The organism is Paenibacillus xanthanilyticus (assembly GCF_042682185.1).
In the GTDB taxonomy this organism is placed as follows: domain Bacteria; phylum Bacillota; class Bacilli; order Paenibacillales; family Paenibacillaceae; genus Paenibacillus_Z; species Paenibacillus_Z xanthanilyticus.
Genome location: NZ_JBHUHA010000002.1, coordinates 2,370,169 through 2,391,664, shown reverse-complemented (window position 1 = coordinate 2,391,664; position 21,496 = coordinate 2,370,169). Strand labels below are relative to the sequence as shown.

Here is a 21,496-nt window from a genome sequence, read left to right as displayed (position 1 = left end):
TCATTTTACGACAAAGAGGAATCACCGTGAAAAAACTTCTTATGATTAGTCTGGCCGCAATGGTCGCCTTCGCTGCCCCCCTAGAGCCATTAGCCGTAAAGGCGGCGAACCCTGCCTTGAAGGTCGCCGAGCCGTCCTTCAAGGACTTGGATCAAGTCCCCGCCAATCTGAAGACGGCCATCCTGACAGCCGTCCAGAAAGGCTTGCTTAGCGGCGGAGCCGATGGCCGCTTTCACCCAGAAGCGGGTCTCACGCGCCAGGAGCTGGCCGTTATCATTCAGCGTGCCTTGCAGCTCCCGGCACCGAAGAACGTGTCGGCATATGCCGACGTCAAGGCTTCGGGATGGTCCGCTCCCGCAATAGAAGCGGTGCGCAAGTCTGGCATCATGCTTGGAGACGGCAAGAGGAAGTTTAATCCCGCTGCCCTGGTCACACGCGAAGAGCTAGCAGTGCTGCTGCTTCGGGCGTCGGGCGTGGAGCCATTAGCAAGTCAAGCGGAGCCGACGCCGATTGCCGATCTGGCGAACGTGAAGACATGGGCTCGCGCGTCCGCGCAAAAAGCGGTCGAACTGGAGATTCTGAATATGCGCGGCGGTAATGTCTTCGAGCCGACCGGCACGGTTATCCGGCAAGAGGCCGCATTGGCGTTGTTAAATACCTTCTACCCTTCGGATCGGGCAAGCACGATCGGCGCCGTGGAAGGGAAGCGCGTGCGGATCAACGGCATCCCTTATGCCGTCGGAGCGGGCGTCTCGAAGCTGATTACGGCCGGCAATGCGACCGTGCTCAAGGGAGCGCGCATCGAGTTCGAGGCGTCCGGCAATACCGTCAATCGGATCAGATCGCTGACAATCGTCGCGGACGGTAAGCCCGCGCGCACGGGATATGCCGAGTTTAGCGGCAACCTGGTTCTTGAAGGCGGGGCGTCCGTCATTGACGGAGACTTGACGGTATCAGGCGATTACATCAGCATTCGCAAGCTCGACGTGAAAGGCAATTTGTCGATTAGTCCCGAGGTGCAAAACGACTTCTACGCTTCCGGCCTTCGCGTCTCCGGACAGACCGAGGTGCTTGGCGGCGACAGCAATACGGTGGTGTTCGAGTCGTCGCAACTGGGCAACATGATTGTCGGCAAAAAGGAGGTCCGCGTAGTAGCGTCCGGCACGACAACGATTGGGGACGTGAACGTCAATACGAACGCGACGATCACGGCGGCCGACGGTGTTAAATTGCCGCAAGTTACGCTGGCGGAAGGGGCCTCGGCGGTCAAACTGCAAGGGACGATCGATACGGTCGTCGTCACCAACACGCAGCCGACGACGTTGAGCGGAACGGCGAATGTATCCACGTTATCGGTTCAATCGCCGTCCGCCGTCACGCTCAACGTAGCGGGTACCGTGAATAAGCTGCAGGTAACCGATCCCGCCGCGAAAGTGAGCGTATCGCCGAATGTGACCGTGACCACGGTTGCGCTCGGCGCGGGAGTACCGACATCGGCCGTGGCCAGCGTCAGCGCGGCATCCGCGCCGATGGCGGAGCCGGTAAATACGGCGCCTTACCTGGTCACTCCGATCGCCGATCAAATCATCCAGTTGACCGATACGGGACTCACGTATAATCTCGTGCCTCATTTTAAAGATAACGAACAGAGTCTGCTGAATTACGCAGTCGGCTCGGCAAGCCCGAGCATCCTCAAAGTGACGGCCAACGTGGATGGCGTACTGACCTATGCACCCGTGAAAGGCGGCAAAGCGCGGATTTCGGTGGCGGTCGACGATTTTCGTGGCAAAAGGACGAATACCAGCTTCTTCGTTACCGTGAATACGGCGCCTGCGGACGCGGCGGTGTCCGACCAGAGCCTGAAGATTGGCGTGAGCGATTTGCTGCTGCCCTTGAACCAATGGATTATGGATGTCGATAACGATGTGCTCGCATATGAAGCGACTATTCAGGATCCGAAGATAGCCGCCATTGAGCTTAAGGGAACGAATCATGACCAACTTGCCGTCAAAGCATTGAAAGTAGGAGTCACGACCATCACCCTCAAGGCGGTCGATGGCAAGGGCGGGACGATTCTCCGATCGTTCCAACTAACAGTGCCGAATCAGGCGCCGGTCGTGGCGAATGCGCCTGCGGATCTCGTACTGAATCTGGGGCAGTCGGACACGAGCAGCGATCTGGCAACCGTATTCGGCGAACCGGACGGCCAAACGATGACCTATTCGGTCTCGTCGGCCGATCCCGCAGTCGCATCGGCCGCGCTGAGCGGAACGCGGCTGACGATCGAAGCGCTTGCGGGCGGTATGGCCTCCGTCACGCTGACGGCGAAGGACGAAGCCGGATTGACGGTCTCTGCAGACTTCGTCGTGACGGTCAATACGAAGCCCATCGTATCCAGCATGCCGGTCGATCGGGCGCTGCCGGTGGGCAGCGAGGATGCGAGCTTGGATCTGTCGAACGTATTCGCCGATACGTTGGGCGACGTGCTGACGTATCGGGCGGAGGCGGCCGACGCCTCTATCTCGGCTGTTACCATGAACGGCTCGAAACTGACGCTTCGGGCGCTCGCTTCGGGCGTGACGGCCATTACCCTGTATGCGACCGACCGTAATGGCCTGTCAGAGCATGCGGTGTTTCGGTTGAGAACCAGCCGCAATCCGGCTGTAGCGGTTCAGCCGCAGGACCTGCTCCTGCTTCAAGGGACGAATGATGCGCGTTTGGATTTGGCCAGCATTTTTCGGGAACCGGATGGAGAGAGCATGACGTATGAGGCGGATTCCTCCGATACGGGGACGGCATCGGTAGCGTTGAACGGATCCATACTCTCTATTCAAGCGAGCCGAACGGGCACGGCGACGATCACGCTGACCGCAACGGACGTCAACGGCTTCAAGGGGACGGCTGCGTTTCAAATCAAAGTCAATCGCAAGCCGGTGGTTGATCTGCCGCTAACGGATAAGACGATAATTTTAGGCGCGACCGATACAAGCTTAGACCTGGCGGGCGTGTTCAGCGATCCGGATGGAGAGACGCTAACTTATGCGGCCGAGTCGTCGGATACGGCCGTTGCAAGCGTCTCGCTGGCGAACGCCCGACTCAGCATCGATGCGCTTGCGGCAGGGACGGCGATGATTACCTTAACAGCAACGGACGTGAATGGCCTGGCGCAGACGGCCATCTTCCAGGTGAAGGTCAATCGTCAACCGGTTTCGGCGGGAGCACCCGCGGACAGGCTGGTATTGGTCGGCGATAGCGAGTCGGCCATAGATCTGGCGAGCGTGTTCAGCGATCCGGATGGAGATGCGCTGACCTATGATGCCGAATCCTCGGATTCCAGCACGGCTTCGGCTACGCTGAACGGTTCGCAGTTGACAGTCGCAGGCGTAGCGACGGGCACGGCGACGATCACGCTGACCGCAACGGACGTCAACGGCTTCAAGGGGACGGCTGCGTTCCAGGTGAAGGTTAACCGGAAGCCAGTGGCGGACCTTGTACCGGCAGACCGGACGATCAACCTGGGCGCGACCGATACAAGCCTAGACCTGACGAGCGTGTTCAGCGATCCGGATGGAGAGACGCTAACTTATGCGGCCGAGTCTTCGGATACGGTAGTTGCAAGCGTCTCGCTGGCGAACGCCCGACTCAGCATCGATGCGCTCGCGGCAGGGACGGCGGAGATTACCTTAACGGCGACGGACGTGAATGGCCTGGCGCAGACGGCTATCTTCCAGGTGAAGGTCAATCGTCAACCGGTTTCGGCGGGAGCACCCGCGGACAGGTTGCTATTGGTCGGCGATAGCGAGTCGGCCATTGATCTGGCGAGCGTATTCAGCGATCCGGATGGAGATGCGCTGACCTATGATGCCGAATCCTCGGATTCCAGCACGGCTTCGGCTACGCTGAACGGTTCGCAGTTGACAGTCGCAGGCGTAGCGACGGGCACGGCGACGATCACGCTGACCGCAACGGACGTCAACGGCTTCAAGGGGACGGCTGCGTTCCAAATCAAAGTCAATCGCAAGCCGGTGGTTGATCTGCCGCCAACGGATAAGACGATAATTCTAGGCGCGACCGATACAAGCCTAGACCTGACGAGCGTGTTCAGCGATCCGGATGGAGAGACGCTAACTTATGCGGCCGAGTCGTCGGATACGGCCGTTGCAAGCGTCTCGCTGGCGAACGCCCGACTCAGCATCGATGCGCTTGCGGCAGGGACGGCGGAGATTACCTTAACGGCGACGGACGTGAATGGCTTAGCCGAAATGGCCGTCTTCCAAGTGAAGACGAACCGGCAGCCAATGCTGAATCTCTCGCTAACGGATCGTTTGATCGTTGTCGGCGAGAGCGAATCCGCGCTGAACGCGGCAACAGCTTTCATCGATCCGGACGGAGAAGCGCTTAGCTACGAAGCGGTATCCTCGGATACGGCCGTCGTGACGGCGACCATGGCAGGCGGGCAATTGACGCTGGCTGGCAACGCGACTGGCGTGGCGACAATCACGTTGACCGCGACGGATCCGAATGGATTTGCTAAATCCGCCTCCTTCGAGGTGCGAGTCAATCGCAAGCCGCTCGCGGCGAATCCGCCATCCGACCTTCTCGTGAACATCGGCGGTACGGATACGAGCATTGATTTAGCGCACGTGTTCCAAGAGCCGGACGGAGAGACGATGACGTTTACGGCGGTACCGGCGGATCCGGCGATCGCGACGGCGGGCGTGAATGGCGAGCAGTTGACCATTCAAGGGTTGACAGGCGGATCAACGGCAGTCGTCCTAACGGCTAAGGACGGCTACGGTCTGTCTGCTGCGGCTGCCATTCAGGTCGTCGTTAACCGGCCGCCGGTCGCCGCGAATCCTGTAGAGGACAAGACGGTACCTCTGGGCCAGACGGACGCAAATGTCAACTTGGCGAATGTCTTCGCGGATCCCGACGGCGATATGCTTAGCTATACGGCGGTCTCATCTGATCCATCCGTTGCAACGCTGTTGATTAGCGGGAATCAGTTGAGCATCCAGCCGGTGGCGGAGGGAACGGCAAGCATTACACTGACGGCAACCGACCCTCATCAGCTTAGCGTCACCTTGACCTTCGCGGTTACGGTGATTCTGAAGGCTAACCAAGCGCCGACGGCGGTCAGCGCGATTTATACCCAGGTGCTAACGCCAGGCGTTACCAATGACCGTACCTACGACCTTTCGCAGCTCTTCGAGGATGCGGATGGGGACGCACTGACGTTCAGCGTTGTGAGCAGCTCGGTGGCAGGCGGTCAAGCTGAGGTGAACGGTTCTACGATGACCATTCGCCCGGGAACGGGGGTCGGTCAGGCGACGCTGACGATTACCGCGACCGACGGCAATGGCGGGCAAGCCACGTATAACCTGCAGGTTAGAACCGCGCCGCTGGCTACAGGAGGCAACATGACCATCCGGACGAAGTCCGGCGTGAAGGATCCGATTACGGTTGACCTATCGGCGGTATTTCCGGGCGAGACGTCCTTCACGGTCTACACCGGCACGCCGGACAGCACGATTACCGGACCGGTTACGCAGCATGGAACCAGTTGGACATGGGATGGCATGCAAGGCCTTAAGACGTGGGTCATCGGAGCCAACGGTCAAGCGGTGGTCATTCAGGTGATAATCGAAGCGCAAGGCGAGTCGGGATTGTATTTCAGCGAATACCTCGATGGCGGAGATGGCCGTATTGCCATTGAGATGTTTTCGAACCCGAATGGCGATCCGAATGCAAAGGTCGGCGGCTACTCAATCGATGTCTATCAGCTCCAGAAGAGCACGAATACGGTGACCATCCAGAACACGCCGTTTGCCAGTGATTTATATCGAGGTATGCCGGCGATTGCCATCAACAATATTTTCTATGACTTTTTCGATCTTACTGTGGCGCAGTATTACAATCTGGAAGTGCAAGCGTACAATCCAAGTCAATATGTGGTGGTTGCGATCGCGCTGAAGAAGAATGGTGTCATCGTGGACATGCTCGGCGACCCGAACGCAAAGACGCCATTTTTGCCAAACGGCGGAACGCTCGTGCGCAAGGCCGGCATCTATAGCGGCTCCACGACTTATTCACAGAATGGAGAGTACACGCTTTATCCGAGAGGCTCTTATCAATTCATGGGCAGACATACGCCATAACCGCGCGACTTCGGTCGCCATGCAAAAAAAACCGTCCCGGTCAGCTGTTCGCTGGCCGGGACGGCTTTTGTTTGTTCTTAAGGCTTAATCGTCACGCGAATCGTCGCGGTTTTGCCCTCGTAAGCGGCTTTGATCGTCGTCGCGCCTTTCGCCAGCCCCACGACCGTGCCGTCGTTTACGGAGGCCGTTGCCGCTTTAGACGAGGTCCAAACCGCGCTTTGCGTTACGTCGACGGATTTGCCGTTATCATATTGGGCAGTCACCTTGAACGTTTTGGCCGAGCCCGGGGCCATCGTGAACGATTTCTCGGAGACGATCAGCTTAAGCAGCTTCGGCTTCACCGTAATCGTCGCCGTAATCGTCTTCGACTGGTACGTGCCGGTCAGCGTGACCGTTCCTTCCGCCAAGCCTTTTACGGTATTGGAATTGACCTTTGCGATCGTCTCGGAATTGAGCGACCAGTTCATTTTCGTGCTGAGCGTCACGGTTTGCCCGCTCTTGTACACGCCCGTGACTTTAAAGGCCTTCGTCCTGCCGATCGTCAGCGTAACATTCGATGCACTAATGTACAGCTTGGTGATCTCCTCTTCGATCGTCACTTTGAACGTGATCGATTTGCCGAGATAAGAAGCCGTCAGCGTTACGTTGGATTTCACGAGGCCTTTCATTTTCGGCTCGTTGAGCAGCAGGTTCGCCGAGGAAGCTTTCCACGTAACCTTGCTGGTGACATCCTCTTCTGTACCGCTTTCGTTGATGACCTTGATCGTCGGCAGATCGGCTTCTTTGCCGATGACAAGCGACAGGTTCGTGTTCTCCGAGGTCAGCACAAGCGGCTTCTCGCTCACTTTCACCGTCACCTCGACCGACTTCTCGCCGATAGTGGCGATCATCTTCGCTTCGCCGACTTTTTTGCCGATCCATACGCCGTCCTCCGACTCGACGATGTCCGTCGTGCCGCTTGTCGTCCACGTGACGAGATCGTCCGCGTCGAACGTTTGGCCCGCCAGCGAGGTTGCCGTAATCTTAGGCAGCTTCACGGCTTCGTCGACGAACGCGTCGACCGTTTCTTTCGCGGCTTCCATCGTGTCGATCGTCGGATACACATGCACCAGCACGGACTTAACCAGCCCTTTGTACGTGGCCGTAATCGTCGCGCTGCCGATTTCTTTCGGGGTTACGATGCCCTTATCTACAGTTGCCGTATAGATGTCGCTGGATACCCAAGTCGCCATGTCCGTCACGTCTTCCCACTCGTCGTTCTCGGGAATCGTCACCGTCAGCTCAATGCTGTCTTGGCTGTGGATCAAAATATGCTGCGTGTCCGATGGCGTGATGCGCATGGCTTCATAGGCCGGACGTACGACAACCGTCACCGACGCGCTTACGCCCAAATGCGTTGCCGTTACCGTTGCTTTGCCCGGCGCGACCGGCGTAATTTTGCCGTCCTCGACCGTGACTACGCCTGCGCTGCTGGTCGTCCACGTCGCGACGTCCGTTACCTTTTCGCTAACGCCCGACGTTGTGGTCGCATTTGCAACCAGTTGAGCAGCTGTTTCGCCGACTTTGAATTCTCGAATGGCTAGGCCGTCGATTTTCATTTCCTTATAAGGGGAGGCGACCGTCAGCTTCACGGTATCTTTACGTCCCTTATAAGAAGCGGTGATCGTCGTGGTACCCGCCGCGATTAGCGTGACGGCACCCTCGTCGTCCACGGAGGCGACCGATGCATCGGAGCTTGTCCATGTCGCGTCGGCGACATGATCTGTCGACGTGCCGCCTTTGGTAGCCGTTAGCGTGAATTCGAGATCGTCGCCAATTTTCATGTTCAGGCTATCGCCTGCTGCAGAGCCGTCTTGCTTGATCGTGACGCTATCGTACATATATTCACTCGTCATGTCGATCGAGACTTTAAAGCCGCTGTACTGCGCGCTGATTTTGGCCGTGCCCGTCGCGAGCGCGGTTAGCGTGCCGCCGCTGACTTTAATGACCGCCGGATTGGAGGAGGTCCAAGTCGCGCTCGAGGTGACGTCTTTTTTCGTCGTGGAGGATGAAACGGTTGCCAGCACGTTCAGTGTCATCGTTCCGTTGCTCATATACATCGTCGTCGGGTAGGAATCCTCGAACTGAAGGCCTGATACCGTCTCGTCCGCGGCGAACGTCATGCCGCTCATTAAGGTTAGCATCATCACAAACGCAAGCATGGCCGACACCGCGGAACGGGAGTTAAAGCCGATCTTGCTTTGCTTATCTGTTTTCCTCAACTTGTTCTCACCTGCTTTGTTTTATTTCGTTGCCTTCTTCTATTAACGGCAGGCGCTTCGTGAAAATGAAGGTATTCGAACGTTTTGGATGAAAATAGAATGGGAGATTCGGAGAAAAAGGGGCTGAAAGCCGCGGTTTTACGGGATTTTCGCATGGTTTTATTTTTCATGACGGAGAGGTATAATGATGGAGGAACTTGAACCGCCAGAAAAAGGTAAGGGGGCATGACGGTGTGAATGTGCCAAACATGCTGACCACGCTGCGGTTCGCGCTCATTCCGGTTTACATCGTAGTCTACGCATCCGGTCATATGAAATGGGCTTTCGCGGTGGTGGTATTGGCCGGATTGACGGATATCCTCGACGGATACCTCGCCAGGCGACACGCTCAAGTGACGGCCGTCGGGGCAATGCTCGATCCGCTCGCCGACAAGCTAATGATGATCGCGGTCATCGTCTCGCTTCTCGCCACCGGCCATCTCCATTGGGCGGCTTGCGCGGCGTTCTTCATTCGGGACATCGGGATGATTGCCGGATCGGCGTTCTTTCATTTCCGCGGCATGAAGACGGTGCCGGCCAATTGGATGGGGAAATTAACGACCGTTTTGTATTATGCGGCCATCGCGTTTATATTTTTCGAGCTCCCCTTTGCCCAAGCCTACCTGTGGGGCGTGATCGGGTTTTCGTTCGTCACGTCGTTTATCTACATTATATTGTTCGCGCGGCTTAACCAACGGGAGCGGCTCGCCGGACGGGCGGGGAAGCCGGATGTGGGCATGACGGCCGACCAGCCCAAATAAACGCACACAAAGAAGTCCGGCCGTCCCGGCGCTTCGGGCCAAGACGGTCGGACTCCTTATCTTAAACCCCCATGACTGCAGTTTCACGAAGGATATGCCTATTGTGGCACAAAGCGAAACAAAATATTACGCCAACAGGCGCGAAAGGAGCACTTTTCACTATGCTCGATATTCAACAAATCCAACAAATCATCCCGCATCGCCCGCCGTTCCTGCTTGTGGACCGGATCTTGGAGGTCGAAGAAGGCAAGCGAGCCGTCGGTCTGAAGAACGTCACCATGAATGAGCCGTTCTTCACCGGACATTTTCCGGAATACGCCGTCATGCCGGGCGTGCTGATCGTCGAGGCGCTGGCGCAGGTCGGGACGGTCGCGATTCTGATGGTCGAAGCGAACAAGGGCAAGATTGGCTTCTTCGCCGGCATCGACAACTTCCGTTTCCGCGGGCAAGTGACACCGGGCGATACGCTCATTCTCGAAGTTGAAATCACCCGTCTGAAAGGGCCGATCGGCAAAGGACAAGCCACCGCCAAGGTGGGAGACAAAGTCGTGGCAGAGGGCGAGATCATGTTCGCGCTGCAAGATCCGAAGAAGGCTTAGGCAGCGAGCGCCGAAACCATTCGGCGATCGAAGTCGTCCAAAAAATTGTACATACATGAATGACACCTATAGATACGAATAGACAAAGAACAATTGGAGAGGCAGGAAATGGAGACAATGACACAAACAGCGGTTGAACGTTACGAAGCATGGTTGAACGACGCGACGATTGATGCGGCGACGAAGGAGGAGCTTGCCTCCATCTCGGGCAACGCGAAAGAAATCGAAGACCGATTCTACCGTGATCTTGAATTCGGTACGGGGGGATTGCGCGGCGTCATGGGCGCCGGTACGAACCGAATGAATCCATATACCGTAGGCAAAGCAACGCAAGGGCTGGCCAACTGGCTGCTGCAGCGCGCGGAGAAGCCGTCCGTCGTCATCGCGCACGATTCCCGCAACAACTCGCCGGAGTTCGCGCTCGATTCGGCGCTCGTCTTGGCGGCGAACGGCATTACGGCTTATTTGTTCCCATCGCTTCGCCCGACGCCGCAGCTGTCGTTCGCGGTTCGTTCGGTCGGCGCTACGGGAGGCATCGTTATTACGGCCAGCCATAACCCGCCGGAATACAACGGGTACAAGGTCTACGACCAAAATGGCGGCCAGCTCGTACCGGCCGATGCGGAGCAAGCGATCAGCGCGATTCAGCAGGTGACGGGCTTCGAACAAGTACGCCGCATTTCCCGCGAGGAAGCGGAAGCGAAAGGGCTCCTTCGCTGGCTTGGCGAGGAAGAAGACCAGAAGTATATCGACACGGTCGTATCCCAAAGCTTGAATCGGGACCTGCTGAAGAGCGGGCTCGGAGCAGCGGTTTCCGTCGTCTTTACGGCGCTGCACGGTTCGGGCAATCTGCCGGTGCGCGGCGTGCTCGAGGCAGCAGGCTTCTCGAACGTTCATATCGTGCCGGAGCAAGAGCAGCCGGACGGCAATTTCAGCACGGTCAAGTCTCCGAATCCGGAGGAGCGCGAAGCGTTCACGCTGGCGATCAAGCTGGCGGGCGAAGTCGGCGCCGACATCATTATCGGCACGGATCCGGATGCGGACCGCGTCGGGGCGGTCGTGCGCAACAACGAAGGCGAATACGTCGTGCTCTCCGGCAATCAGTCCGGCGCGATTATGGTCTACTACCTCCTTTCCACGCTGAAGGAACGCGGCCAGCTGCCTAGCAACGGCGTCGTCGTGAAGACGATCGTGACGAGCGAGATGGGCGCCGACATCGCCCGTCATTTCGGCGCGGACGTGGTCAACACGCTGACCGGCTTCAAGTACATCGGCGAGAAAATGAATCAATACGAGCAAAGCGGCGATCGCACCTTCCTTTTCGGTTACGAGGAGAGCTACGGGTACCTGGCGGGCACTTATGCGCGCGACAAGGATGCGGTCATCGGCGCCATGCTCATCGCGGAAGCGGCTGCTTACTACAAGAGCCAAGGCAAGACGCTGTACGACGTGCTGCTGGAGCTGTACGAGCAGTTCGGTACGTACTTGGAGCATCTGGAGTCCCGTACGCTCAAAGGCGTGGACGGCGTTCAGCAAATTCAAGGCATCATGAACGATTGGCGTTCGAACCCGCCGGCCGAGGTCGCGGGCGTCGCCGTTACCAAAGTGCTCGACTATGCGCCGGGTCTGGACGGATTGCCGCCGGAGAACGTATTGAAATTCATGCTGGCGGACGGCTCGTGGTTCTGCCTGCGTCCATCCGGCACGGAACCTAAAATCAAAGTATACTTCGCCGTCAACGGCGGTACCCGGGAAGAAGCGGCGGCCGCGATCGGCCGTCTGATCGAGTCCGTCATGACGCGGGTAGACAACAAGGCTTAAGGAGTGGAAGGCGTGCAACAATCTTGGCAGCAATGGAATCGTAAAGCGCGCGCATTCATGTGGGTGCTGACGCTCGTCGGCGTTCTGGCGGCACTGCCGCTGGGCGCCACGCGCTGGCAAATGGAAGATTCATCGTCGAAGAACGTGGATTTCGTGTTCGACTACCGGGATCTCGTGCAGACGGCGTCGTATACGGCGCATCCGCGGCAATATATTGCCGACGAGCTCCTCAAAATGAAGGATGCCGGCATTACGTCGATGGCCATTTTCGAGTCGTCGTTGGAAGAACTAGTGTGGGCGGATTATTTGTCCGTGTACAATTCCGCCGCGGCCGCCGAGCTGCAGGATCAGCCGGTCGCCCCGGACGAGAATTACACCTATCTTCTGTTCGCGGGGGAAGAGGAAGAAGCGGCGCTCTCCCCGATGATCGAGCAGACGTTCGCGAATTGGGAAATCGCTGTGAAGCCTTGGTCCTTCGGAGGACGCACGGGATTGATTTTGGAGACGCCGGTCGAGAATGCCATGCTCAAGCCGATGAATCCCGATCCGATCGCGCTGCAAGCAATCCATGCGGCAGGGTTCTCGATTGTTCCGCGCCTCTCCGACCGTATTCCATACGATCAGAATATGGTGGACGCGCAGATGGCCGAGCTGTCGAAGCTGGGCGTCACCCGCATCCTGTTCGAGGGCGATGCCGTCAAAGGGTATAAAGACAACGCGGAGAAGAAAAGCCTTTCGGGCTTTGCCCATATCCTGACGAAGTACAAAATTGGTATTGCGGCCATCGAGAATTCGAAAGCGCAAAAAGGGATGAATTCGCTTGCGTATTTGACGCAATATAATATAGCACGATTGTATTCGCTATCGGATTCCGATGCGGCGACCATGGAGCCGGAAGCAATCGCGGACCGGTTCCGGCTTGCGGTGAAGGACCGGAATATCCGGATGTTTTATTTGAACACGGCGCCGACGCGCAGCGCGGCCAAGTCCGCGGTCGTCAACTCGCTGCCGAATATTTACGATTCGCTTCAGGGCGAGCAAGGCGCGATTCGCAAGCTTAGCGATTTGGGTTATGAAGCGGGTCCTGCCCAGCCGTTCGATTACGAATCGCCATCGTGGCATAAGCCGCTGAAGGCGTTGGTCGCGTTGGGCGCGGTAGCGCTGATCACGCTGCTTGTCAGCGCCTTTATTCCGGGCGTGGTCATTCCGGTATTCCTGATCGGGCTGATCGGCAGCGCGGGATTGTACGTGCTGTCCAAGCCGACCTTGGAGCAAGGGCTAGCGCTTGGCGCGGCGATCAGCGCCCCGACGCTCGCGATCATCTGGGCGATCAGCCGTGTCAAAGCGCACACGACCGGCTCGCTTCGTCCCGTTGGCGGCACCGGAACCGTCAAGAGCGGCTTCGCCGGCCTGAGCTGGGTATTCCCGGGACTCTCGGCCGGGAGAAGGCTTGCGATGGCGCTATCCATCTTCGCGATGACTTCCGTCATCTCGCTGATCGGCGTGCCATACGTATTCGGCTTGCTCAACAACATTACGTATTCGCTCGTGCTTGAACAGTTCCGCGGTGTCAGCCTGCTTCATTTGGCGCCGATCGGCTTGTCCGCGCTGTACGTGTTCTTGTTCACGAGCGGATCGTTCGGCGGCAACATCAGACGGATTCTGAACGCGCAAATCACGGTGCTTTGGGTCGTCGTGGCCGGCGTTCTCGGCATCGTCGGCATGTACTACTTATCGCGCACGGGCAATGCCGGACAAGCTTCCGCGCTGGAGCTCTTTACCCGCAATGTGCTGGAGACGACCTTCGGGGTTCGTCCGCGGTTCAAGGAGTTTATGCTGTCCCATCCGTTATTTTTGCTCGGGCTTTTCCTTGCGCTTCGTTACCGGGCCGCATGGGTATTCTTTATCATAGGTTCGATCGGCCAATTGTCGATGGTCGATACGTTCGCGCATATTCACACGCCGCTTTATATCTCGCTAATCCGCGTGGTGCTCGGTCTCGTATTGGGCGCAATCATCGGCCTTGTCGGCATTGGCGTCTGGCAGGTGTTGGAAGGGGTTTGGAGAAAATGGGTGCTTCGCTACGTCCCGATGCTCAAAATCAACCAGAAGTGAAGCGCGTCGTCATCTCCGGTTACTATGGTTTCCGCAACAGCGGGGACGAGGCTGTATTGAAGTCGATTCTGTTCGCGCTGGAGGAGGAAGCCAGGCAGCAGGGAGTGCGCATCGAGCCGGTCGTGCTGTCGATCGATCCCGCATGGACGACGCAGATGTACGGCGTTGAAGCGGTGCATCGGATGCGGCTTGCGGAAGTCATTCGCGCTATCCGCAGCAGCGACGGCTTGATTAGCGGCGGTGGAAGCTTGCTGCAGGACGCAACGGGCGCGCTCACGATTCCTTATTATACCGGCGTACTGAAGCTCGCCCAGCTGCTCCGCAAACCGACGTTTATTTACGCGCAGGGCATCGGACCGGTCAACCGGAGATGGATGGACCCGCTCATTCGCGGCGTCATGCGCCGCAGCGCTTATGTCTCGGTGCGTGACGCTGAATCGGCCGCGCTTCTGGGACGGATCGGCGTGTCGGCCGAGCGCATTGACATCGTGCCCGATCCGGTCATGGGACTTCCGTTGCCAGAGGGGATGGCGGCGGGGAGCAATTCCTCCGTCTCCGACGAATCGGCGGCGCCGGTCATCGGCGTTTCGCTGCGGCACTGGCGCAAGGACGGCGCCGATCTCACCCGCGCCGCCGAGGCGCTCAGGGCGCTTGCCAGAAGCCGCGCGGTACGGCTGCGGTTCCTTCCCTTCCACACGCCGTCTGACGTGGAATCGTCTCGCCTGGTGATGGAGCAGCTTGGTGAACTAGGGCCTGGCAGTTCTGCGGAAATCGCATCGCCCGGAGACGACCCCCAGCATATGCTGAAGGCGGTTAGCGAATGCGACGTTCTGTTCGGCATGCGGCTTCACGCGTTAATCTACGCGGCCAATCAATCCGTACCGATGCTGGGATTGTCCTACGATCCAAAGATCGATCAATTCCTGAAGCGGGTCGGTTTAACGGCAATCGGAACGACGGAGCAATTGAACCCGGACATGTTCGTGGCCGAGGTAGGCCGTCTCCTTGACCGTCGCGAAGAATGGTTATCTACGCATAAGGCGGCCATCGAGCAACTCAAGCAGGAGGCAAGAAGACCGGCGAAACAAATCGCCAGCCTTCTTCGTCATAACAAATAGAGGTGACAAGCGGACATGAGTCAGTCAATAACGCTGCGGACGGAGCGTGGGGCGGGCGCTGCGGCAGCAGCCGTGCCCACCGTCTCCATTTACGGTATTCCATTCTCCAAGCTTAATATGAGGGATACGGTCAACCATTTGACGGCGCGCATCGAACAACAGATCCCGACGCACGTCGTGACGGGGAATCCGATTATGGTCATGGCCGCGCTGGAGAGCCCCGTGTTCGACCAAGCGCTGCGAAGCGCCGAATTGGTCGTGCCGGATGGCACCGGCGTCGTGTGGGCGGCTTCGCGAGTCGGCCAGCCGGTTGCGGAGCGCGTGGCGGGTTACGATCTGATGCATGAGTTGTTCCGCATCGGCCAGCAGCGCGGTTGGCGCGTATATTTGCTCGGCAGCACCCAGGAAGTCATCGAGACGTGCGCAAGACGAATCGCGGAACAGTACCCGGGTCTGATCGTCGCAGGATATCGGAATGGATTTTTCGGCGCCGAACAAGACGGCGAAGTGATTTCGGCTATACGCCAGTCGCAAGCCGATCTGCTGTTCGTGGCGCGTTCGGTGAATACCCAGGAACCATGGATTGCCGCGCATAAAGCCGAGCTCGGCGTTCCCGTCATGATGGGCGTCGGCGGCAGTTTCGACGTCATCGCGGGCGTGGTGAAGCGCGCGCCGAAGCTGTTCCAGCGCCTTCGGTTGGAGTGGTTCTACCGGCTGCTCAAGCAGCCTTCGCGCGTGGTGCGCATGCTCGTATTGCCCAAATTCGCGCTCAAAGTGATGCGCGACAAAGAAAACGTGACAAAATATCGCAATGCGCTGTGAAAACTAGCGAAAACGGTGAAAATTGCTTGAAAAAGAGTATGGAGTTTCTTTTTCAAACGGAGTATAATTCATTCCGGCGATAGTCTTAGGCGAATGAACCCTATTCGTCATCCCGTTATTTACTGTCGCAGGTGTGAATCGGGCACGGCCTGTCCACGTACATAGCAAGCGGACGCCAGCGGCTTCGATTTACGAACATGAGAGGGAGATGAAGATGGCTGAGGGCTTTCTTTACGGAATCGGATTTATTATCGCATTATGTTTAGCATTGGCGGTGACTCCGTTAGTCATTAAATTGGCTTATGCGATCGGCGCGATCGACAAGCCGAACCATCGCAAAGTACACACGAGAATTATGCCCCGTATGGGCGGTCTTGGCATATATGCGGCATTCGTTGGCGGATATTTCGCCATCAAGCCTTTCCTGCCGGAAGGCTTGCTGCGCAGTTACGACACGAATTTGATTAACGGTCTGCTTGTCGGCGGCACGATCATCGTGCTGATCGGCGCCCTGGACGACCGGTTCGAACTATCGGCGAAAGTGAAGCTGCTTGGTCAGATTATCGCGGCATCCGTCGTCGTGATCGGTTTTGACATTAAGATCGACCTGCTGAACATCCCGTTCGGCGAAGCGATGCAGCCAGTCGCGGCATGGATCAGCATCCCGCTGACTATCCTGTGGATCGTCGGCGTCACGAACGCGATCAACTTGATCGACGGTCTGGACGGCTTGGCGGCCGGCGTATCGGCTATCGCGATCGGTACGATCGCCGTCATGGCAGGCATTATGGGCTTTGCGCCCGTTATTCTGCTCAGCACGATTCTGCTCGGCGGGGTAATCGGCTTCCTGGCGTATAACTTCCACCCGGCGAAGATTTTCATGGGCGATACCGGCTCGTTGTTCTTGGGCTTCAGCCTGGCGACCTTGTCGATGATCGGCTTCAAGCAGGTCACGATCGTCTCGTTCGTCACACCGCTCCTCATTATTGGCGTGCCGCTGTCGGATACGTTCTTCGCGATCGTGCGCCGCTGGATCAACAAGCGTCCGATTTTCGCGCCGGACAAAGGCCACTTGCACCACTGCCTGCGCGAGCTAGGCTTCAGCCACCGCCGCACGGTGCTGATCATTTACGGCATCGCAGCTTTCTTCGGCGCTTGCGCGATTGTCCAATCGACGATCGTACAGTCGGCGGCCGCGAATTGGGTCACGTTCGTCGTCATCTTGGTGCTGGTCTTCGTGCTCCAGATTGGCGCAGAGCTGATCGGCATCGTCGACAAAACACGTCGTCCGGTACTCAACTTCCTGCAGCGCGTTCGGATGCGCGCGGAAGGACAGCGCTCGAAATAGCATATCCTGGATATGGAAGCCTTGGTTCCTTCGTGGAACCGAGGCTTTTTTTGACATAGAGGAAAGTATTATTTTCACGTTTATACTTCAGCCTCTATGTCTTATCGCGGAATGCTGCATTCCCAATCTTGCGATTGTAAACGCAAACCAATCCGCTTATCCGGAACGAAACTTCTATCTCCACAAGTTTCGTCTTGCGTAAAAGGTTCCATTTTGCCGCAAGTGTAAACTTTCCGCCTGGTACGTCCGATAAATCTAGTACAACGACGTAAACAATGTCATGGACTATAAGGAGGTTCACCGTGTTTAAGAAACTAGGTTTATGGCTGATGCTCTTCAGTCTCGTGATTCAACTGCTGCCTCCAGGCAGCGTGAATGACGTCGCGACGGCGGCAACGACCAACTTCACCTTCCCGGGCGAGAGCGCAACGAGCAGCTCGCCGCGGACCGTTACGGATGAACGGATTACGCTCTCGGGTACGATCAGCAATGTCGATGCCAGCTCCATTTCTTACTCTGTCTATCAAATTGTAGATCCAACGGAAGCAACGGAGCCCCCGAACAAAAGAGAGGGTCTGACGAGTAACGTATACGTCGAAGGTTCCTCCATTAAACTTTATAATGTTCAACTGTTTCCGGGGTTGAACAAGATTACGTTCCAAGGCACGAAGAGCGGCGGACAAGTCTCCAACTCGATCTATATCGAATACCGCAACTCTCCGATTCTGTACAATCTGACGGCCACGCTGTCCGGCTCCAGTTTCCCGCTTACGGAAGCGAGCTCGACGATCGTGTACTCGACTGCCACCAATGGCAGAACGACGGCAGATATCAGCATCACGGGCAATGCGCCGAACGCTTCAACCATCTCGGTCAGCGTGAACGGCAACACGAAGTCCTTCACGGTCAATACAGCCAACGGCAATACGTTTGCCGCATCGCCGATTACGCTTCAGAAGGGCAAGAATACGGTCACCTTCAAAGTGAACAACGGCACACAGATCATTAGCTCGACGCGCAATATTACGTTTTACAATGGCAGCGTAACATTTAGCGATATCAGCTTGAACGAAATTAAAAGTGGGGTAACGGCACAGACGGTCGATTTGGCCGACACGCCGACGATAACAGTCGATACAACCACCAGCACCTATACGATCACCGGTAAAGCAATCATTCCGAATAAGTATGATTCCGTGACGGGTAGGGCAAACCCGGATATCACTAACACGACGACTGTCTCTTCACTGATCGCGGGCGTGCTGAAGAGCTCGGTTACGCCTCTGAATGTGGTCACAACAGCAACGACAACTACCGTTCAGACAGCAACCAAGACGGATTCATACTTTGTATTTGATTTTATGATGACTGTTCCGGTAATCGATAATGCGCAAACAACCCGTCTTCACGCGAATGAACAATTTAACGTGCAATTTACGGGAAACAACCCGATGACGAGCCAGTTAGAGTCGAGCAATACGTATCGGTTCAAATTGGTAAGCGGCACGGATGCGTTTATCAAAGAAGTCAATTACCTGCCGGGCTTTAAAACAGGCGTATCTTTAGCGAATATCACGCCGCTTGCGCTCGAGGGAAGCAAGGTTTACGGTTTGCCTTTGGCAGTCGAGGTCTTGGTGGGGAATTATGTTGACGGCACGACGAACGTCACGCCAGCGACCATATCGAACTTATTTGGCAAGAATCAAGCGCTTGTGGTGAACACGGACTATACGCTGCTGACTCTCGCGGACTCCGATAAGACGGTAACAAAAGACGGCGTTATTTATCGCCGATTGGTATATGTATTTGCCAAAATGCCGTTCGAAGGAACGCAGACGCTGAAAGTCAATTATTCCAGCGGCGGCACGACGTTATCCACATCGACAACATTCAGCATGCTCTATGGTCCTTATGTTAGCTATAAGAGCATCTATGATGCGATGATCATTAACGATAACACGGTAGCTTCGCAAACGACGCGCATCAATGATATTATCAATCGTGCGTTTAGCAATTTCGAAGGCGAATTTTCGAACATCAATGACACGAGCGAAATCCGTTACACGGTCGATACATCGACTAATCCGAAAAAGCCGCAAACTGTTTTCTTTTACATCAATAACGTTCAAATTCCGTTAAAGATGAAGGGTACTGATGAGCGTCAATTTGTCATGGATCCGGCAGTTACGATGCTTACAAGCGGTGGTGTGACGAAAAGACTAGACGAGATTGCTTTCGGGGCGCTTATCAACGGCGAGAACTCGATTCGTATCGTCTTCCAAGGAACGAAGAGCTACTACGAGAAGACAATCAAAGTCAACATTATACCGAACAACCTGCCGAAGATTCCGGTGGATGATGCAGGCGTATTCCCATTCACCCATACTGCAACGGATACGGTGGATGTAATGCCGGTATACAACGATACCAACTTCAAACTGGCCAATGGCATTTACACGACGAAACAGTCCTACGTGAACCTTTACGGCACGTTCGACTTTATCGATCTCGGCGAAAAGAACGAGAATTTGTTTAGTGATGTGCAGGATGCCTTGGCGGCGATATCGCAACCGGAGAAATATCTCTTTAAAATCACATCGACATCGTCGAAAATGGATATCCGATGGAATCTGAGATACCCGCTGCACGTATACAAAGGGACGCTGAAACTCGGCGTTCTGAATCCGCTAGATCCTTCTGGCGTGCCACTAGCGGGCTACGACCCGGATCTGATCGTCCGTTATAATACGGAGACGCAAAGCTTCTCCTTCGTGCTGAAGGGCAAGGAACTGAACGCGGACGGCAGCGCAAGCGTATATTTGTTTAACGTATATAATGATGGCGAATACGGTCCGAAGGCCTCGTACCGGGTTGAGATCGACCCGACGGCGCTTCCGTACAGCATCGAACGTCCGATGCTCCCGCAAGAAGGGATCATCAATAAGAACTATCTCGAAGTTATTATTAACGCGAATGGTGCCGATTCCGTCGTCATCAACAAGATTAACGCCAAGAAAACCGGCTACGATACCGATAACGACGGCGATATCGATAAGCCGAACGCTTTCCGTGCCACGATTACGGGCTTGAAGACGGGCGTGAACAAGATCAGCTTCACGATCACGAACGCGAACGATACCGTATCGGACACGTTCCAAGTGACATATCAGCCGACGAACATCCCGGGTGCGGAGTTTATGGAGGACATGAAGAGCTCGCACAAAGTCTTCGACGGCACCTTGTCCTTAACGTTCGCTAAAGGGACGTCGCTGATCCGCACGGACTACGATTCGACGAACAAACTGAAAAACCAAATCTATACGGGCCATAAGCTGCTGTTCGGCATCGCCAACCCGACAGACGGCGTGTTGAATCGCAGAGAGTATGACGTATGGCCGGCGAACTTCAGTCAATTGATCGAGAACTACGGCACGCGTTTCAACGTTTCGTTCCCGACGCGTTTCGGCAAGGCGAGCCCGGTTTACTGGATTGACGGTGGACTGGCGGATAACCTTTCCACGGCTTCTTATGATCCGGTAATGACGGGCGTGGATCCTTATCAGTTCCCAAGCTCGGATATCCCAACCTACGATTTACGTCCGGATGACCGCGAGCTGGTGACGTCGAAGGTCGGCAAATTGACGCTTTCCTTTGATCCGAACATTCGAGACAGCGTAGGCACGATAGTAACGGTGTACCACTACGATGTGAGAAACAAGTTCTGGGTGAACATGGGCGGCGTGGTCGACACGAGCAAAAATACGATCACCGTTCCGTTCGAGCAATTCGGTTATTATGTGGTGGGTAAGCTGTCCTACTCGTACAGCGACGTATCCAACCATCCTTATGCGCGTAACTACATGGAGGCCATTTACTCCAAAGGCTTGATGAATTCGTCCAACTATGACGACTTTGGCGCCGACATGTACGCCACGCGCGGCGAATTTGCAAGAATGATCATTCGCATGCTCGATATTCCACTGAACTACAAAGGCAATCTGCACTTTGATGACGTAGCGCCGATTACGAACGTCGACGCGCTGTGGGATTATCGCTATATCGAAACGGCGGCTCGCGAAGGCATCATTCGCGGTACGCAGCCAAGAACATTCGAGCCGAACAACAGCTTGACACGCGGAGAAGCGGCCGTCATCCTGGCGCGCGCCCTTGACCTCAAGCTGGATACCGACTCGGATAAGATCGACAAGGCGCTTCAGAAGGCGTTCAAAGACTATGCGAACATCAGCTACTACTCCAGATCGTCGGTCGTGGCAATCGCCAAGAAGGGCTACATCAAAGGTTCGCCTGTAGATGCATCCGACTTGTCGAAGGGCTACGTATTCGAATCGCAGTCGTATCTGCTTCGCTCCGATGCCGCCATTATCGTCGGCAAAGTCATGGCTGACTTGAAAAAGCTTCCGAAAATGAACTAATCGTTTTCGCATGAACAACAA

Annotated in this window: 10 protein-coding genes; 9 read left to right on the top strand and 1 reads right to left on the bottom strand. The window is 56.1% G+C overall.

Annotated elements, in window-relative coordinates:
* Window positions 1–26: 26 nt before the first annotated feature.
* Entirely contained in the window at window positions 27–6,158 is a 6,132-nt protein-coding gene (locus ACFSKT_RS28035; RefSeq protein WP_377776372.1) for an Ig-like domain-containing protein, read from the top strand.
* Window positions 6,159–6,235: 77 nt separating this feature from the next.
* Here the strand turns inward: ACFSKT_RS28035 and ACFSKT_RS28030 are convergent, their stop codons facing one another.
* Complete coding sequence (locus tag ACFSKT_RS28030; protein WP_377719051.1) at window positions 6,236–8,419, bottom strand: Ig-like domain-containing protein; 2,184 nt, start codon at window positions 8,417–8,419, stop codon at window positions 6,236–6,238.
* Between the two features lie 233 nt (window positions 8,420–8,652).
* Here ACFSKT_RS28030 and ACFSKT_RS28025 point away from each other — a divergent pair, with 233 nt between their 5' ends.
* The 8 genes from ACFSKT_RS28025 (at window position 8,653) to ACFSKT_RS27990 (ending at window position 21,475) form a co-directional block, all read left to right on the top strand.
* Window positions 8,653–9,219, top strand: a complete 567-nt coding sequence (locus tag ACFSKT_RS28025) for a CDP-alcohol phosphatidyltransferase family protein (RefSeq protein WP_377719050.1) — start codon at window positions 8,653–8,655, stop codon at window positions 9,217–9,219.
* Between the two features lie 161 nt (window positions 9,220–9,380).
* A complete protein-coding gene (fabZ, locus tag ACFSKT_RS28020) occupies window positions 9,381–9,818 on the top strand; it encodes a 3-hydroxyacyl-ACP dehydratase FabZ (protein ID WP_148929609.1) in 438 nt (145 codons plus the stop codon).
* A 108-nt stretch (window positions 9,819–9,926) separates the two neighbouring features.
* Entirely contained in the window at window positions 9,927–11,639 is a 1,713-nt protein-coding gene (locus tag ACFSKT_RS28015) for a phospho-sugar mutase (RefSeq protein WP_377719049.1), read from the top strand.
* 12 nt (window positions 11,640–11,651) lie between these two features.
* Window positions 11,652–13,754: a DUF5693 family protein gene (locus ACFSKT_RS28010; protein ID WP_377719048.1), complete on the top strand. Its 2,103-nt coding sequence runs from the start codon at window positions 11,652–11,654 to the stop codon at window positions 13,752–13,754.
* Window positions 13,709–14,872 carry a polysaccharide pyruvyl transferase CsaB gene (gene csaB / locus ACFSKT_RS28005; RefSeq protein WP_377719047.1) on the top strand — a complete coding sequence of 388 codons (1,164 nt, stop codon included), beginning with the start codon at window positions 13,709–13,711 and terminating at the stop codon, window positions 14,870–14,872. The genes ACFSKT_RS28010 and csaB overlap by 46 nt, the downstream gene beginning before the upstream one ends.
* Before the next feature lie 15 nt (window positions 14,873–14,887).
* Window positions 14,888–15,694 (top strand): WecB/TagA/CpsF family glycosyltransferase, encoded by an 807-nt coding sequence (locus tag ACFSKT_RS28000; protein ID WP_377719046.1) that lies wholly within the window; start codon window positions 14,888–14,890, stop codon window positions 15,692–15,694.
* A gap of 214 nt (window positions 15,695–15,908) precedes the next feature.
* Complete coding sequence (locus tag ACFSKT_RS27995) at window positions 15,909–17,042, top strand: glycosyltransferase family 4 protein (RefSeq protein ID WP_377719045.1); 1,134 nt, start codon at window positions 15,909–15,911, stop codon at window positions 17,040–17,042.
* Window positions 17,043–17,344: 302 nt separating this feature from the next.
* Entirely contained in the window at window positions 17,345–21,475 is a 4,131-nt protein-coding gene (locus ACFSKT_RS27990; protein ID WP_377719044.1) for an S-layer homology domain-containing protein, read from the top strand.
* The last annotated feature ends 21 nt before the right edge of the window (window positions 21,476–21,496 follow it).

Bases quoted from the DNA above. Each gene is read 5' to 3' on its own strand.
- fabZ (WP_148929609.1), top strand. From the start codon at position 9,381: ATGCTCGATATTCAACAAATCCAACAAATCATCCCGCATCGCCCGCCG.
- ACFSKT_RS27995 (WP_377719045.1), top strand. From the start codon at position 15,909: ATGGCTGAGGGCTTTCTTTACGGAATCGGATTTATTATCGCATTATGT.
- csaB (WP_377719047.1), top strand. From the start codon at position 13,709: ATGGGTGCTTCGCTACGTCCCGATGCTCAAAATCAACCAGAAGTGAAG.
- ACFSKT_RS28000 (WP_377719046.1), top strand. From the start codon at position 14,888: ATGAGTCAGTCAATAACGCTGCGGACGGAGCGTGGGGCGGGCGCTGCG.
- ACFSKT_RS28015 (WP_377719049.1), top strand. From the start codon at position 9,927: ATGGAGACAATGACACAAACAGCGGTTGAACGTTACGAAGCATGGTTG.